The organism is Mucilaginibacter sp. P2_D11 (assembly GCF_056404435.1).
On the sequence record NZ_JBFUEA010000007.1, the window covers coordinates 152,963 to 169,592 of the forward strand.

General features: G+C 48.3%; 16 protein-coding genes. 8 read left to right on the forward strand and 8 right to left on the reverse strand.

From position 1 onward, the window contains the following. The first annotated feature begins 89 nt into the window (after nucleotides 1-89). The 5 genes from AC1DXC_RS12845 to AC1DXC_RS12865 all read left to right on the forward strand — a co-directional run bounded on the left by AC1DXC_RS12845 (nucleotide 90) and on the right by AC1DXC_RS12865 (nucleotide 8,190). The gene (locus AC1DXC_RS12845) at nucleotides 90-1,643 is read left to right on the forward strand and encodes an MFS transporter (RefSeq protein ID WP_477459545.1); all 1,554 of its coding nucleotides are present in this window, start codon (nucleotides 90-92) and stop codon (nucleotides 1,641-1,643) included. A gap of 111 nt (nucleotides 1,644-1,754) precedes the next feature. Further along, nucleotides 1,755-2,372 carry a TlpA family protein disulfide reductase gene (locus AC1DXC_RS12850; protein ID WP_477459546.1) on the forward strand — a complete coding sequence of 206 codons (618 nt, stop codon included), beginning with the start codon at nucleotides 1,755-1,757 and terminating at the stop codon, nucleotides 2,370-2,372. Between the two features lie 348 nt (nucleotides 2,373-2,720). Further along, complete coding sequence (locus tag AC1DXC_RS12855) at nucleotides 2,721-5,522, forward strand: DNA gyrase/topoisomerase IV subunit A (protein ID WP_477459547.1); 2,802 nt, start codon at nucleotides 2,721-2,723, stop codon at nucleotides 5,520-5,522. Nucleotides 5,523-5,536: 14 nt separating this feature from the next. Next, on the forward strand, nucleotides 5,537-7,378 hold the full coding sequence (locus AC1DXC_RS12860) for a glycoside hydrolase family 35 protein (RefSeq protein WP_477459548.1): 1,842 nt from the start codon (nucleotides 5,537-5,539) through the stop codon (nucleotides 7,376-7,378). A 59-nt stretch (nucleotides 7,379-7,437) separates the two neighbouring features. Beyond that, nucleotides 7,438-8,190, forward strand: coding sequence for a PLDc N-terminal domain-containing protein (locus AC1DXC_RS12865; protein WP_477459549.1), 753 nt, complete (start codon nucleotides 7,438-7,440; stop codon nucleotides 8,188-8,190). Between the two features lie 54 nt (nucleotides 8,191-8,244). Here AC1DXC_RS12865 and AC1DXC_RS12870 read toward each other — a convergent pair whose 3' ends face one another. The 4 genes from AC1DXC_RS12870 to AC1DXC_RS12885 all read right to left on the reverse strand — a co-directional run bounded on the left by AC1DXC_RS12870 (nucleotide 8,245) and on the right by AC1DXC_RS12885 (nucleotide 12,909). Next, complete coding sequence (locus AC1DXC_RS12870) at nucleotides 8,245-8,583, reverse strand: hypothetical protein (RefSeq protein ID WP_477459550.1); 339 nt, start codon at nucleotides 8,581-8,583, stop codon at nucleotides 8,245-8,247. Nucleotides 8,584-8,664: 81 nt separating this feature from the next. Next, nucleotides 8,665-9,531, reverse strand: a complete 867-nt coding sequence (locus AC1DXC_RS12875) for an aldose 1-epimerase family protein (RefSeq protein ID WP_477459551.1) — start codon at nucleotides 9,529-9,531, stop codon at nucleotides 8,665-8,667. A gap of 37 nt (nucleotides 9,532-9,568) precedes the next feature. Then, nucleotides 9,569-12,016 (reverse strand): bifunctional YncE family protein/alkaline phosphatase family protein, encoded by a 2,448-nt coding sequence (locus AC1DXC_RS12880; protein WP_477459552.1) that lies wholly within the window; start codon nucleotides 12,014-12,016, stop codon nucleotides 9,569-9,571. Nucleotides 12,017-12,093: 77 nt separating this feature from the next. Next, the gene (locus tag AC1DXC_RS12885; protein ID WP_477459553.1) at nucleotides 12,094-12,909 is read right to left on the reverse strand and encodes a 5'-nucleotidase, lipoprotein e(P4) family; all 816 of its coding nucleotides are present in this window, start codon (nucleotides 12,907-12,909) and stop codon (nucleotides 12,094-12,096) included. A gap of 17 nt (nucleotides 12,910-12,926) precedes the next feature. Between AC1DXC_RS12885 and AC1DXC_RS12890 the strand changes: the two genes are divergently transcribed. The 3 genes from AC1DXC_RS12890 (at nucleotide 12,927) to AC1DXC_RS12900 (ending at nucleotide 14,943) form a co-directional block, all read left to right on the forward strand. After that, a complete protein-coding gene (locus AC1DXC_RS12890) occupies nucleotides 12,927-13,331 on the forward strand; it encodes a hypothetical protein (protein WP_477459554.1) in 405 nt (134 codons plus the stop codon). 116 nt (nucleotides 13,332-13,447) lie between these two features. Next, nucleotides 13,448-14,323 (forward strand): alpha/beta fold hydrolase, encoded by an 876-nt coding sequence (locus tag AC1DXC_RS12895; protein WP_477459555.1) that lies wholly within the window; start codon nucleotides 13,448-13,450, stop codon nucleotides 14,321-14,323. 92 nt (nucleotides 14,324-14,415) lie between these two features. Continuing rightward, the gene (locus tag AC1DXC_RS12900) at nucleotides 14,416-14,943 is read left to right on the forward strand and encodes a hypothetical protein (RefSeq protein WP_477459556.1); all 528 of its coding nucleotides are present in this window, start codon (nucleotides 14,416-14,418) and stop codon (nucleotides 14,941-14,943) included. 106 nt (nucleotides 14,944-15,049) lie between these two features. On the opposite strand, the gene AC1DXC_RS12905 is transcribed toward AC1DXC_RS12900, so the two are convergent. From AC1DXC_RS12905 to AC1DXC_RS12920, 4 genes are all read right to left on the reverse strand, one after another. Next, the gene (locus AC1DXC_RS12905; protein WP_477459557.1) at nucleotides 15,050-15,496 is read right to left on the reverse strand and encodes a hypothetical protein; all 447 of its coding nucleotides are present in this window, start codon (nucleotides 15,494-15,496) and stop codon (nucleotides 15,050-15,052) included. A gap of 193 nt (nucleotides 15,497-15,689) precedes the next feature. Continuing rightward, nucleotides 15,690-16,082: a hypothetical protein gene (locus AC1DXC_RS12910; protein WP_477459558.1), complete on the reverse strand. Its 393-nt coding sequence runs from the start codon at nucleotides 16,080-16,082 to the stop codon at nucleotides 15,690-15,692. 120 nt (nucleotides 16,083-16,202) lie between these two features. Further along, the gene (locus AC1DXC_RS12915) at nucleotides 16,203-16,334 is read right to left on the reverse strand and encodes a hypothetical protein (protein WP_477459559.1); all 132 of its coding nucleotides are present in this window, start codon (nucleotides 16,332-16,334) and stop codon (nucleotides 16,203-16,205) included. Further along, the gene (locus tag AC1DXC_RS12920; protein ID WP_477459560.1) at nucleotides 16,331-16,537 is read right to left on the reverse strand and encodes a hypothetical protein; all 207 of its coding nucleotides are present in this window, start codon (nucleotides 16,535-16,537) and stop codon (nucleotides 16,331-16,333) included. Before AC1DXC_RS12920 ends, AC1DXC_RS12915 begins: the two co-directional genes overlap by 4 nt. Between the last annotated feature and the right edge of the window lie 93 nt (nucleotides 16,538-16,630).

Genomic DNA, 16,630 nt, shown 5'->3' on the forward strand with positions numbered 1-16,630 from the left:
TGGGACGTGCATTTGGATTAGCGGCACGCGGCTTTTTCCAAACCTTTATAGCTTACCTTTGTACTACATATCCAAAGCCAATCAACCACATGGCTACAGTAGCGTTAAAAAGTACCGAAGGTAAATGGATTATGGCATCGGCCATACTTGCTTCGGCTATGGCGTTTATCGATGGTACGGCCCTTAACGTAGTTTTGCCCGCGCTGCAGCAAAGCCTTGGTGCCAGCGGTGCCAGTCTGTTTTGGATACTGAACGCTTACCTGCTGGTATTGGCGGCGCTTATCCTCATCGGGGGCTCCCTGGGCGATAGGCTGGGCCGCAAGAAGATTTTCATGATAGGTATCGCCATCTTTATCGCCGGGTCGGCGGCCTGCGGACTGGCACCCAGCGTTACCTTCCTTATATTGTTCAGGATGGTGCAGGGTGTGGGTGGCGCGCTCATGATTCCGGGGAGTTTATCGCTGATATCATCCTCCATCAACCCAAAAGAGCGTGGCAAAGCCATCGGCACATGGTCGGCGGTTACCACGGTGGTTACCATGGGCGGGCCGATATTAGGCGGCGCCCTGGCCGATGCCGGTTTGTGGCGGTATATATTTTTCATCAACATCCCCATAGGCGTAGCCGCCCTAATCTTCCTGGCCCTGAAAGTTAAGGAAAGCCGCGACGAGGATAACAAGCAGCCGCTCGACTTTGCCGGTGCAATAACCATAGCGCTTGGGTTGGCGGCACTCACTTTTGGTTTTTTGCGCATACCTGCCGCGGGTTTCACCTGGCAGGTTGATGCCGCCCTGGCTTTGGGTGTTGTATTGCTGGCGGCTTTCATCCTTATCGAAAAAAACAGCAAGCATCCCATGATGCCTTTGCAGCTATTTAAGAATCTTACGTTTAGCGGGGCAAATTTGCTTACGTTTTTCCTTTACGCGGGTTTGGGCGCAGGCATGCTTTTCTTGTCGCTGAATATGGTGCAGGTGCAGGGCTATACGCAGTTGCAATCGGGCCTTACGTTTCTGCCTTTCACTTTAATGATGATTACGCTTGCCCGCTTTGCGGGTGCACTGGCAGATAAGCATGGTCCGCGCTTGTTGCTCATTGCCGGGCCGGCAACCGCTGGTGCGGGCCTGCTTATCCTGTCGTTCGTGAAACAAACCAATGGCCCTGCCGATTACTTGACCAGTTTTTTACCGGGCGTATTGGTGTTCGGGCTGGGCATGTCGTTCACGGTGGCGCCGCTCACGGCATCGGTAATGGGTTCGGTAGATGACCATCACTCGGGCACGGCATCTGGCGTAAACAATGCCATTACACGCATTGCCAATGTTTTTGCCAACGCGATATTTGGCGCGCTGGCGGTGCTGTTCTTTTCAGCTGCGCTGGAAAAAGAGATAAAAAACATCCCGCTGAAAACGCAGGAAAGGCAGGAGGTAGTAACCGCCGCCAAAAACCTCGGCAACGCCAAGGTACCGGCCACGGTAGCCGCTGCTGATAAAAAACGCATCGAACAGGCTTACCACGAAGGCTTCATCAGTGCTTATGCCAAAATCATGAGGATATCTGCCGGGCTGGGTTTTATGGGGGCCTTGATGTCGGTAATATTCATGAGGGATAAGGCTGTTAAAAAGGTGGCAGGCACAACAGCGTAGTTACCGGCGGCGGTTTAATTGTCGATTATCTTTTGCTCAAGTATCTGTTCTCGCGTACCTTTACCGGCACAATCAGGCGGATAAATGCGCCTTGCCCGTATGTTCAGCATCATGAAAAATCCAGCCGAAATGCCCGATAAAGCCACCGGTAATAAACTATTTACAACAGGTAACATTCTCAACGCGCTAATTATCGTTGCCCTGGCGGTATTGGTTTTCGTGCCATCGGCTAAGGCTTTGCTGATTCGCAGTCTAATGGGCGTGGGGCTTTTCAGGGTAGATGTAAGTGCCGCAGCCCCGGTGGCCAAACAAAGCAGTATCGATATCGCGTTCCGCGATGCATCGGGCAAGGACATCAGCTTGAAGCAATTAAAAGGAAAGGTTGTGCTGCTCAACTTCTGGGCTACCTGGTGCCCGCCATGCCGCGCCGAGATGCCTTCGCTCAATAGCCTGCACCAAAAACTGAAGGCCGATACCAACATCGTTTTCATAACGGTGGATGCCGATAGCAAGCTGAAAGAAGCCGCGCAATTTATGACGAAGTACGATTATCATTTGCCGCTATACGAGGTAATAAGCGATGTACCCGAAAGCGTGTACGGCGGCAACCTGCCCACCACTTTGATATTTGATAAGGAAGGTGCCATAGTGTTCAGGCATGAGGGCATGGCTAATTATGATACGGAGAAGGTGAAAGGCTTCCTTCAGAAACTGGCGTTAGCAGAATAATAACTGTACAACGGTTATGGAGATGGGTTTGAAAATTTGAATGTCGAAACAATCACAAACGTCATCCTGAACTTGTTTCAGGACCCCATAGGACAGGTGGCCGGTATGAATGGCGGCTTAGCATCGTGGCTACTTTTATGATGGGGTGTTGAAATAAATCAACATGACGACTGTGGCTTATGCACACCACAAAAAGCCCCGACTACCATTCCTCATCCACCGCATCCCTCCCCATGTTTACAAAATGTTAAAAACTCGTGGCGTTGCGTTAACTAATCTGCGCGTCTGCGCACCTTCATTTTTATACATTATCCTTATCTTTACCCATCCAAATTTTTTTGCTGAAGAATGAGTGACGAACTGAATCCGGAAAACACCCCTGTAAATAACGAAGACAAGCTTCATAACATCACCACCCTCGACGGGCTCTACGAAAACTGGTTCCTCGATTATGCATCCTATGTAATCCTCGACCGCGCCGTGCCGCACATCAACGACGGCCTGAAACCCGTGCAGCGCCGCATACTGCACTCGCTGAAGGAAATGGACGACGGGCGTTTCAACAAAGGTGCCAACGTTATCGGCAACACCATGAAGTACCACCCGCATGGCGATGCCTCCATCGGCGATGCCATGGTGCAGATTGGCCAAAAGGAACTGCTGATTGATACCCAGGGTAACTGGGGCCGCCCGGTAACCGGCGATTCGGCTGCAGCCCCGCGTTACATTGAGGCGCGCCTGAGCAAATTCGCGCTGGATGTGGTATTCAATCCCGATACTACCGTATGGCAGGCCAGTTATGATGGTCGTAACCGCGAACCGATTACGCTACCGGTAAAATTCCCGCTGCTGCTGGCACAAGGGGCGGAGGGTATTGCCGTTGGTTTGGCCACCAAGGTATTGCCCCATAACTTTATCGAACTGCTGGATGCTTCCATCGCATCGCTAAAAGGCATCCGCCCAAACCTTCTTCCCGATTTCCCTACCGGCGGTATGGCCGATGCTTCTGCCTATAATGAAGGGCAACGCGGCGGAAGGGTGCGCGTTCGCGCGAAAATTGAAGAACGGGACAAGAAAACCCTGGTAATTACCGAGGTGCCATTCTCTACCACAACCGTCAGCCTTATCGAAAGCATCATAGCGGCCAACGATAAAGGGAAAATCAAAATAAAGAAAATAGACGACCATACCTCGCAGAATGTAGAGATCATCGTACACCTGGCGCCGGGTATATCGCCCGATGTTACTATAGATGCGCTTTATGCCTTCACCGATTGCGAGGTGTCTGTATCGCCCAATACCTGCGTAATACAGGATGATAAGCCGCGCTTCATGAGCGTGAACGATATGCTGGTAGAGAGCACCAACTACACCCGCGAGTTGCTGAAGATGGAGCTGGATATCAGGCTAAAGGAACTGATGGAGAAGATATTCTTCAGCTCGCTGCTTAAGATATTCATACAGGAGGGGATGTACAAGCACCCGGATTACGAGGGCTCATCAACCTTCGAACTGGTTGTAGAAACGCTTACGCGTTTGTTTACGCCTTTCTTCCCATTGTTTTACCGGGAGATATTGCCAGAGGATTATAAGAAGTTGATTGATAAGCCGATGAGCAGTATCACCCGCTTCGATTTTAAGAAGACCGACGAGCAGATCAAAAATCTCGAAGCGGAAATAAAACAGGTGAAGCACCATCTGAAGCACCTTACCGATTATACCATCGCCTGGTTCGAGAAACTGCGCGACAAATACGGCAAAGGACGCGAACGCAAAACGGAACTGCGCACCTTTGATAAGGTAGAAGCAGCCCAGGTGGCTTTGGCCAATATCAAACTGTTCGTAAACCGAGTAGATGGCTTCATTGGCTCGGCCCTTAAAAAAGACGATAATGTAGAATTGGTTGGCGAATGCTCGGATATAGACGACATTATCGTGTTCCGCGAGGACGGGAAATTTGTGGTGAACCGTGTGCAGGATAAGGTATTCGTGGGCAAGGATATATTGCATGTGGCGGTGTTCAAGAAAAACGACGAACGCACCGTTTACAATATGATTTATAAAGACGGGCAAAGCGGCGTAAGCTATATCAAGCGGTTCTCGGTAACGGGCATCACCCGCGATAAGGAATACGATTTGACCAAGGGCACCAAGGGTAGCAAAGTGCTGTATTTTACCGCCAACCCCAACGGCGAGGCCGAGATAGTAAACGTGCAACTGAAGCCGCACGCCAAGCTCAAGAAGTTGAACTTTGATGAGGATTTTGCGCTGCTGACTATCAAGGGTCGCGGCTCCATGGGTAACATGGTAACCAAGTACCCTGTGAAGAAAGTTATCCTGAAGAGCAAGGGCGTATCTACCCTGGCAGGGCGCAAGATTTGGTACGACGAGATATTGAAGCGCCTTAATGCTGATGGCCGTGGCAAATACCTGGGCGAATTCGATGGCGACGACCGCATCCTGAATATCTTCGCCAACGGCAGCTACGAGCTCACCAGTTTCGACCTGAACAACCACTTCGACGATAAGATGATTATCATCGAAAAATACGACCCCGCAAAGGTGTTCTCGGTAGTGCATTACGATGGTAAATCGAAGAACTATCTGGTGAAACGCTTCACTTTCGAGAATACAGTAATAGGCAAGCAAACCAGCGTAATCAGCGACGAGCCGGGCTCTAAGCTTATCCTTATCACTGGCGCAAAGCAGCCGATGGTTAAGGTAGAATTACTGAAAGGTAAGGCATTGGTACCCGAGACCGCAGAATTGAACCTAACCGAACTGATAGACGTAAAAGGCATGAAAGCCATGGGCAACCGGGTATCTATTCACCAGGTAAAATCAATAGTGCCTATTGTTACCGACGATGAGGACGATGCCGAAGAGACAGGAAATGCCGAACCCGATGGTCCGGAGGATCCGGATAATACCCCTGCAAATGGCGGCAACCCGGCAGACGATGCGCCAGAAGAACAACAATCGACCCCAACCGCCGTTAAATCAGGCGAACCAGCGAAGCCGACAGAATCGGTGAAATCATCAGAATCGGTGGAATCCGTGCAACCAAAACCAATCAAAAAAATAGATTTCGAGATAACCAACCCCGATGATATTGATATGGACGATAAGGGCCAACTGGGTTTATTTTAATTTGTGAATAGAGAATGTTGAAGAAGATATTGATTTGCTGCGCGCTGTTGCTGAACGGCGCACTCTTAAGCCAGGCCCAGACCGATACCCATACTTTCGCCCTTGGCGACACTACCTTTATGCTGGATGGTAAACCAATGCAGATAATCTCCGGCGAGATGCATTATACCCGCATCCCCGAAGATATGTGGCGCGAGCGCATCAGGCTGGCAAAAGCTATGGGGCTTAATACCATTGGTATGTACGTGTTTTGGAACGCGCATGAGATGGTGCAGGGCCAGTACGATTTTAGCGGCAACAAAAATATAGCGCAATTTGCACAGATAGCGAAAGAAGAAGGCATGTGGGTGGTAATGCGCCCAAGCCCTTACGCCTGCGCCGAGTGGGAGTTTGGCGGCTATCCCTGGTGGCTGCTGAAGGATAAAACCCTGAAAGTGCGTAGCCTGGACCCTAAGTTTATGGATGCTTACCGCAACTATGTGCTACAGCTAGGCAAGCAGCTATCGCCTTTGCTGGTTACACATGGCGGCAACATCATTATGGTGCAGATAGAGAATGAATACGGATCTTACGGCAACGATAAGCAATACCTCGCGCAAAACGAAAGGATATTCCGCGAGGCGGGTTTTGATGGCGTTTTGTTTACCTGCGATGGTCCCTCGCAAATGCCCGCTGGTTACCTGCCTGGTTTTTTACCCGCGGTTAACGGCGAAGACGACCCTAAGAAAGTAAAAGAGCTCATTAACAAACACCACGGCGGCAAGGGACCATACTATATTGCCGAGTGGTATCCTGGCTGGTTCGATAGCTGGGGCAAGCCGCACAGCGGCAGCAACGCAGATGCCGATGCCAAAAAGCTGGATGAGGTATTAGGCGCGGGCATATCCATCAATCTGTATATGTTCCACGGCGGCACCACACGCGATTTTATGAACGGGGCCAACATGAGCCGTACTGAGGCGTATTCGCCGCAAACATCCAGCTACGATTATGATGCACCGCTGGACGAAGCAGGAAACCCTACGGCGAAATATTACAAATTTCGCGAGGTGATTGCCAAACACCTGCCACCCGGCGAAACCCTGCCCGATGTACCCGGCAAAAAACGCATGACCTTTGCCCTGGAGGTAATCAAACTAACCGGCAAAGCAAACCTGTTCGGCAATTTGGGCGTGCCTATAGAATCTGAACGGCCGCTGAGCTTTGAAGATATCGATCAGGGCTACGGTTTTGTATTATATCGCACAACATTAAAAGACGCTGCAAGCGGTTTATTGAAGATAAAAGAGATGCGCGATTTTGCTACTGTTTATTTGAATGGGCAACGCATCAGCGTTTTAGACCGCCGGCTTAAGCAGGATTCCTTGCAATTGAACAGCCCTACCGCAAATGCGGTACTGGATATTTTGGTAGAGAACAACGGCCGCATCAATTACGGTCCGTATTTAACCGATAATCGCCAGGGCATAACCGATAAGGTTACGTTGAACGGCAAAGAACTACTAGGCTGGAAGATGTACCGATTCCCGTTTACTTCCCTGGCTGGATATAAGTATACACCGACACCTGGAGACTACGATGTGGAGCAACCAGCCCTATACCGTGGCACCTTTTCGCTGCGTGGAATTGGCGATACTTATCTGGATATGCACGGTTTCGGTAAGGGATTCGTATTCCTCAACGGGCATAATTTGGGTAAATACTGGCAAATTGGCCCGCAGCAAACGCTTTATGTGCCCGCTGTTTGGTTAAAAAAAGGCGTTAACGAAGTGGTTGTGTTTGATGAGTTGAAAAGCGGCCATACCGAGCTATCCACCCTCAACCACCCCGTACTGAGCGATCTGGTAAAAGATTGATGAAAAAATGCTGCGAAATGCGGCATTTTTTTTATTTTCGGTAACCTAATCGCATTACCATGTTGCCCTCATTGCTAAACTTAAACTACTACTACGTATCGTTTGCCTTGCAGGGCTTTTGCCTGTTCCATAGTTTTAAGCGAGGCACGCAACAAAAATGGATGTGGATAATCGTATTCCTGCCCTACATCGGCAGCCTGATATATCTTTATACCGAAGTTTGGGGCAACCGCCGCATCAATACGTCGGCCATCGATGTAAAGGGCATCATCAACCCCGGCAGCAAGTTAAAAAAGCTGGAAGATGAACTAAAGTTTACCGATACCTTCGCCAACCGCATCAAACTGGCTGATGCCTACCTGGATGCCGGTCTCACCGATAAGGCCATCGACCTGTATAAGGCCAGCCTCACCGGGGCCTTCGCCGAGAATGAACATGCTTTGGCGCAACTGATGCTGGCTTATTACGCGCAGGGCCGCTATGCCGCAGTGTTACCCATAGCCCGCCAAATTTACAAGATACCGCAGTTCGCCCGTTCAAAAGCACATATCGTTTACGCCATGGCACTGGAGCAAGCTGGGCAGGTAGATGTTGCTGAAACCGAATTTAAAGGCATGAAAGGCCGCTATTCTTATTTTGAGCAGCGTTACCAATACGGTCTGTTCTTGATTAGGCAGGATAGGATAGAAGATGCCGAACAGATATTTACCGATATGCTCGACGAGCAACCTCACCTAAGCGCGGTAGAAAAGAAAAGCAACCGCCAATGGTTTGCAAAAGCCAAGGAAGAGTTGAAGAAAGTGTATCAATAAAAAATGCCCCTCACTGAGGCGCATTTTTCGTATGCTAATATTTTAGGCCTGTAATTACAGGATCAGGATCAATACCAGGATGATGATGATGATAGCACCTACAGAAAGGTAAACGCCACCGCCGCCCATTGCCTGTGCTTCGTGCTTAAGGCTTTTCAGCTCTGCTTTCAATTCCTGTTTGTCGGCTTTGTTCAGGTTCGATTTATCCATCGCTTTAATTTCCTGTACGCGGGCCTTAATTTCTTCTATGCGGGCGTGTTTCTGGTCGTCAGTCATACGCGATGCAGCTTCTTTGAACGCTTTTTTGTCATCGATAGAGGTTGCGGCATTCGAGTTGAATGATGCTACCATAAGCAGCACGGTTACGGCGATTAAATAAATTTTCTTTTTCATATCGATTAAAAGTTGAATGTTTTTATTGATAAGTGCAAAAAATGATTTTAATGTTTTACTAATTTAAAAAAACTTTGAATTTTATATGCTGATGTAAAAAGAGGCCTCAAAAACGTGCCCCACGGCTACTTTTTGTATAGCTTCTTTCGCTTTTATGTCTTTCGGCTCGCCTGCCGAATCAGCGCAGCCCAGCCATGGCTCTATGCACAGGAAATCGGCACCGGGTTTTGCCCACAGGCCGAGGTAGTTAAAGTGCGGGTATTCTACCGATAGGCTATGCTCGTGCGTGTTGCTTTTGATGGTTACCATGCGCGATTTGAGGTTCTTGAAAACCAAGGCATCTTTCGCGAACAAATCGCGGGTAAGGTATAGCTTTTTCTCGCGGATGGCTACCGGCGAGGTTTGGCCGTTGAACAAGCCCTCGGGCGAAAGCAGGTGCGTAGCCGGTTCTTCTAAAGACTCGAACTCCACGTAATAATCCTCGTAGTTTTCGCCGGGGTCGAACGGCACGTTGAACGCAGGGTGCCCGCCTACCGAAAAGTAAACCGGCTTTTTATCGCGGTTAATTAGCTTATAGGTTATCCGCAGGGCGTTTTCTATCAGCGTGTACAATACCTGGAAATCGAACTTGTAGGGGTACACCGCCAACGTTTTTTCGCAATTAGGTAGCGAGAATGCCGCCGATGCGTCGCTACTCTCCAGCTTGATAAATTCCGACTGGCGGGCGAAACCATGCCTTTTCATGGAATATTTTTCGCCGTCTACCAGTAATTCGTCGTTTAATAGCTGCCCAACAATGGGGAACAGGTTGGGCGCGTGCCAGGGCCACACTGCCGGGTCGGCCTGCCAAAGGTGTTCAACGCCGGTTGCCTTGTTGCGGAAAGTGCTGAGCTGCGCGCCCCGGGTATCGATAGATACTTTAAGGAATTCGTTTTCGAGGATAGTCATATTTCTGCGATATTTCTAAGGTAAATATATCAACAAATCAATCATCATCCAGTTTCTTTTTCTTCTGCAAAATTACGAAGGCGCTGCGTTTTGGCGCGGGCATGGTAGCGGTTTCGCCTTTTACGAATTTCCATATAACCTCGTTCAGGTCCAGGTCGGGCGCGGCATCTTCTTCGGCCAGGTTAAATGACTCTGAGCGTATGCTGCTTTGGTTTACGGCCACGTTGCGCTGTTCTATATCTACCAATGCAGTTTGGGTGGTGTAGGGCCTTAAATCGGGCGTGGAGGTGAAACATTCGTATAACGGCATGGCGGCGGCATCGTACTGGCTCATGGGCGGCAGGCCCAAAATAAGCTCGATAGTGCGCAGTACGCCCGAAGTTGAATACATGTTGTGTATTACGGCGTTGCGCTTTACGTAGGGGCTCACCACAAACACCGGCGAGCGGTGCGCATCTATATGGTCGGGGCCGTTTTGGGCATCATCCTCCAGGATAAAGACTACCGATTCTTTCCAGATAGCACTTTGCGAAAGATGTTCGATAAAGCGGCCAACGGCCTGGTCGTTATCTGCAACAGCAGCAAAAGGGCTGTAGGCGCCTTTGCGCTGCCCGCTGGTATGGTCGTTGCCAAACCTTACGCTATTGAATTGCGGTACCTTATTAATTGTAAGTAACGAATCGAAATCGTGCTCCCATATAGCTTCGCGGGTAACATCTTTTATGCTCAGGTCGAAATCCGGGTACTTCAGGCAGAAATGGCCCTCCAGAGATTTGAGGTTGGCCTTCGGTTTATCGCCACCCTCGGCAAATTCGCCATAGGTGCGGTAGCTTACGCCGGCGCGTTTGCAGTAATCCCATATAAAGCCATCGCGCGGATAGGCGGCTTTGCGGGAGCCTTCAAAATCGTAATTGCCGCCGCGGCCACCGTAGCTGGTGGGCCAGGTCTTCTCCACAAAATCGGTGCCGTAGGCGGCTGTGCTCCAGTTATGCCCGTCGGCGCTTACTTCGGCATCCACATAAAAGTTATCCATCAGGGCATACTGGCTGGCTATGGCATGCAGGTTGGGCGTTATTTTTTGACCAAAGATGCAAAGCGAGGTATCGCCGTTGCCGGCGGGCATATCGCCCAGCACCTGGTCGTAAGTGCGGTTTTCTTTGATGATGTAAAACACATATTTTATGGGCGATTTATCGCCCGGTTTACGGGGTATAGGGTTGCCTGCCTGGCCTTTGGGCGTGGCGGCTATCTTATCGGTAAAGGGCGTGTTGGCATAAACTTGTTTGGTATAGGCCTTCAGCTTAAGCTCGTTTGGCGCATCAATAAACGATAACGAGCCTTTAAACAAGCCGCCGATGTATTGTTCTTTGGTATTTGTAGCCCCTCTTTGGTAGCCACTGTTATCCACTTTTTTTACCGGCTGGGGCCCGTTGGGGTTAGCCATAGAAGTAAAGCCTTTGCCGTTGCTCACCAATATTTTATTACCCAGCATTTTTACATTGGTAGGGTACCAGCCTACGGGAATAAAGCCACGGCTTTGGCTGCTGCCGGGGTTTGATACATCGAACACCGCGAGGCAGTTGTTGTCGGCATTGGCGATGTACAGTGTTTTTTCGTTGGCCGATAGCGCGAAGCCGTTGGTTGTAGAGCCGGTTAGTTTGGTAGGATATAAAGCGGTTGATACCGTTTCGATAGTTTTATGGGTAGCGGTATTGATGATGGATACCGAGTTATCGTTGGCATTGGCTACGAATAGCAGGCTGCCTTTTTTGTTCAGCAGTAACTCATTGGGGTGGCTGCCGGCGGCGATACTGCTGAGTTTTTGACTATAGGTATCATAAAAAGCCAACCTATCGCCGCCCCAGAGTGATATGTAAAGCGTCTTCTCATCGGGGGAGAGGATGCAGCTGTAGGCCTCGGCACTAAGCTTTACTTTACTGATGATATTGCCCTGTGTAGGGTTGATTACGTACAGCGTGCTGTCTTCTTTGGTAACGGTATAAAGGCGGGTATTGGCTTTGTTTACCGCGATGCCGGTGGGGCATATCTTATTTTTTGGCCATGGAACACCTAGCTTTATGGTATCGGGCGTGCCGAGTTTGTTGTTGTTGATAGAAAACGTGAGGATTATGTTATCGTTACCACCCGAGGCGTAAAGCTTTTTCTCGTCGCGGCTGAAAGCGATGCCGTACCAGGATTTGCCCAGCACTTGCTCATCCAGCAGTTTCTCTCTGCGCGGGTCGATCAGTTGCAGCGATTGGGTGCTTTGGCCGTTGTTGGTTACCGCGAGGTATTTGCCCGAGGCGGATAATTGCATATTCAGCGGTAAATCGCCCAGGGGCAGCGAGCGGCCCGCGGGACTCAGCTTCCAGCCGTTGGGAAGTAGTACCTGCCCGGTTTTGGCTATTTTACCCGGTGTTTGCGCCGAAGCGGAACATGCAAAGGCGATGGTTGCGGTGATACAAATAAACAGTTTTTGTTTCATGAGCGGAGCGGTATGCCCAAAATTACATATTGTATTGTTGGATGCACCCTTTTTAACAAAAACTTAATACAAAGGTGTTAAGGTTTGGTCACCTTTAGCTTGGCCCGCATGGTAGAATCGCGCTGCGAATTGTTCAGCCTTTTATTATCAAACAGCACACCTTCCCAATCGCCGTAAGATGGGTTGGGGATAATGATATATCTGTTGCCAAACTCCCTCTTTAGCCTATCGGTAACGGCGGCGCGGGTTTGCTCGGTTTGGGGTTTATCTTCGGTGTTATCGTACAGGGCATCAAAATCTGGCAGGTTATCGCCGCAGAGCAGCACGATGTTATAGGTAGACAGCACGCTTTGGCGGCGGCCCTCTTTGCTCGATAGCTTGCCTTGCTTCATCAGCACGTGTTCGTCGTCGGTATTGGGGAGGCCGTATAGCTGTAGGTTTTTGATTGTGGCAGCTTTTTCGTCCTCGCCGCGATTGGTGATGTAGAACACCGTCACGCCTTTTGAAGCTGCGTATTTGAAGAAAGCAGGTGCGCCGGGCACGGTATCGGCAATGGCTTTGTCCGTCCAGGCTTTCCAGGTTTCCTTGCTGTATTCCAGGTTCGAGTCGGCGCGCATGGCGTCGTAGGGGCTGTTATCCAGCAGGGTTTCGTCTACATCCGTAACCACGGCAAAAGGTTTGTTGCCCGCCGTGCGGATGGCCTCATTGAGGCGCAGCCGGGCCAGGTTATACGCCTGGAAACACAGCGCCTTATACTCTGCCGAGCGTTGCTGCCAAAGCGAGCTCCACACTTTGCCGCCATTGGCCATAGAAAGGCTTTGTGTTTTCTTGGGGGTGGAGCAGGAGGCTATCAGCATAGCGCCTGCGAGCAGTATGACGAGGGCTTTTTTCATACCTGCAATATACGATTATGCCGATTATAATAGCCGCAGGTTTTGGTGAAAAACGGGGCAGTTTTTGTCCAGGTTTATTTTATAGAAATTTTGGACATTACCTGTTAGATTTGGCCGGCGAGGAGGAAGCATACCTTCCGGATTGCGGCCTTTTTATTTGCTTAAATTTGCCAAAAAACCTTCAGGAATCTGTGTTTTTCTGTGTTTTTCGTACTTTTTTGGTGTTTTGCAATGAAAACATAAAAAGTGCGAAATTTGCATGGAATGGCTGTTTTTGCTTAAATTCAGCGTTTAAAGGCAGCGAAAATTTTCCAGCTTTTTCCAGGTTTTCGGCGAATTTTAGCTGTGGTTTTCCAGGAAATTCCAGCTGTACATGCCGGGGCAAAAGCCGGGTTAATTCCTTGGGTGAATATGATTGCTAACGGTAATGTTTTGTCGCTTTGCACCCCTCATATGTCGTTTTTGCACAGTGTGAAAGCATTAAATGCCCCTTATATTTGTTTTATCAACAGGAACCAAACAAATTAACTCACACACTATGAAAAAGGTATCTAAAGCAACTGCAACCCTTAAGCCGGTATTAGTTATCGCTATGCTGTTTCTTACAATATTTCAGTCCGCAGGGCAAAAGTTGAAACCTGCCGCCAGCGGCTATGCGCCGGTTAACGGCATTAAGGTTTATTACGAAGTGTATGGCCAGGGCAAGCCTATCGTTTTGCTGCATGGCGCTTTTTATACCATTGAGATGAACTGGGCGGAGCTGATACCCGAACTATCCAAAACAAGGAAAGTAATTGCCCTTGAAATGCAGGGCCATGGGCACTCGCCCTATTCGGACAGGAAATTAGATATCGCTACCCTGGCAAGCGATGTGGCAGGGGTGATGGATTATTTAAAGGTTGACAGTGCCGATGTTGCCGGGTATAGCATGGGTGGCTCTATAGCTTACCAGTTTGCGGTAAATTATCCTAAACGGGTAAATAAATTGGTTATCATTTCTTCTACCTATAAAAGCAGTGGCTGGTTGCCGGTAATAAACAAGGCGTTCGATGGGTTTAAGCCTGAATTTTTTGATAACACACCACTGCACACCGGATATGATGCTGTAGCGCCCGACAAAACAAAATGGCGGAAATTTATAGAGCAAATGATTGTTTTTGCCGGGGAGACCTTTGATGTGGGTGACAGCAACATCGTGAAAATCACCTCACCTGTGTTAATCATCTCGGGCGACAATGATGGCCTGGATAAAGTGGAACTGATGAAAACGTATCAGCTGCTGGGAGGCGGCGTAGTTGCCGATATGGCGCCGATGCCGAAATCGCAATTGGCCATCGTGCCGTCGCAGGGCCATGTTAGCCTGATGATGCAGACGAAGACGATATTGGGTTATTTGGAGGGGTTTTTGAAATAGAGCAGCATTCCTAAGTGGCTGGGGCTGGGCTCTAATTCCACAATGCACAAGATAATACGCGTGTTGCAAAACCACCTTTAAAACAATAGGCTATGAAATATATAATTTTAATATTCATGACGCTGATAACAACAGCGCCCGTCAGCCAGGATATCGACGCAAAAGTTCAGCAACTGCTTCATCCCCCAAAATCCAACGCCGATATCGATTTGGACCTATTATCATATGGCAAAAATGCAATACCTCACTTGATAAAAGTTATCGACGTTAACGAAAAAGGTTTTGTTGGGTTCAAGGACCCTCTTGATTCCAGAATCCCAGATGCCATGTACAATTCGTTGGGTATGCGCGCCGCTTTTGAAATAGAGCTTATTTTGGCAATCGATGCAAAAGCCAGCTTAAAGAGTAAAAAATACGACCACGTGTTTCGTTATGGTTATATAGTACGGCGTGTTGAAAAAGAACAGTTAAAGGCGATGACAAACGAGGATATGAAAATCGTTAAAGCAATCTATGTTAAATGGTGGAATCAAAATAAGACTAAAACCATCGATCAACTGAGGAATGACTGGAAAAAAGGCTTTCAGCCATTATCAAAATCGGCTTTTGTGTGGATTTAATTGGAAACAATGGTAACGGATTAGAATAGGATATTTACCGCCACCCCGGACAGGTGTCCATACTTAATAGCTTGAATTTTGTCAGCGTCCACAAGAGCAAACCACTTCACCGCATCTGTTTCGTTGGAATATAGTGGAGCGTGTAATCTCCATTCCATACATACGAATACTGTTTCCTGGTTTTATTAACGGTGTCGGTGCCGTGCAAATTGACTGACAATTTGTTGCCCGTTATGAGCACATAGCCGTCATACGAATATTTGTTATAACCATTATCGAAAATAATCTCCCGGCCCGGAATTCTTTTATCACTTATTGATGGAACGGGAATCAGGACGCTATCCTCGTACGTTTTATTTTCAAATATGGAGATGAGGTCATGCGACATGATATTCCGTTTACCGCTTAATTTGATGAAGGGTTTGTTATCCTTTAATACAACAAACGCATCGGGATAATTCCTGGCCTTATTGCAGGCCCCCAAAGCCAATGCAATGAATAGTGCTAAACAATTCACCTGCAATAAACCCGGCCTACTTAACTTTTTGTTCATCGCTTTAAGTTGAATTATATATTTGAAAAAATACGCTACCGCGGGCTTTCAGCCCGTGGTGTGCACAAGGTCAGCTTTCAGCTGACGCAAGCTGGAAGCTTGCACAAAGGCAACCACGAGATACGCTGCGCTAATCTCGCGGCAGCGAGGGCGGACACTTGCGGCAGCGGTGGAGTTCATTATTTGATTTGACTTACTCGCCAACCTTTTCTCTTGTTGAATACTTTGCGATTGCGGCACCAATTAAGCCGCATAGAGCGGCGAAGCCGGTCACTATTATTATCGTTAATATCCAGGCAACTACGGTAGGGTCATTCTTAATGTGCCCTGTATTTGCTTTTAATAACATCGAGATTTTCCAGCCAACTGTCGAGTCGAAAAATCCAATAGTTGCGGCAGTTAAAACCCCTGCTTTAAGGTTTATCTTTTTTGCCGCCCAAAAACCGAAGAAGCAATAGATGATGAATGAACCCACCGCGAAATAGGCGGCGTTAAAATTAAGCTGACGGGAAGCTATTGCTGTTAAAGCATCGAATGCTCCAATGGTGAAGCATCCAATTAAATATAATTTGTATTTAAGGCTCATGTTTTGTTGATGAGGTTGGGGTTTAAGTTTAAACCAAGGTAGCAAAAATCCCTATAATCCCCGCCTCGTCAAGTGTCTGAACTTGGCGAAAAAATATGGCGAGTGCCCAAGCTTGCGGGTTTAGTGTTTGGCTAAAGGTAAGCGTGGACGCTCACCACCGTTGTCATTGGGATAAGTAAGTATTTCCGCTAATTTACCTTTAGGGGTTATTAATGCGCTGAAGAGGATATTCGCATCAACGGTAATGATCATTTTATGAAACGGTCGCGGTTTTCTTTCCACCAACCTTTTTGCGATTCGCGTGCCAGTTCGTCGGCCTCTTCCTGTGTTCCACCATTTTTTGCATTGGATTCCACTGCACGAAAATAGTCCGCAAATTTCTGTACGGTTTCGATACCGATAAGCGAAGCATCAAGTTTAATAGTAATGATGTTGTTGTCCCGTTCGATAACCATATGGTGTTCCCCTTTATTCAAATATAACTGTTTTTTATATAGAAATCAGAAAGTAGGAAATGAAACGTAGCAAGAAACTAAAGTTTCCGGTTT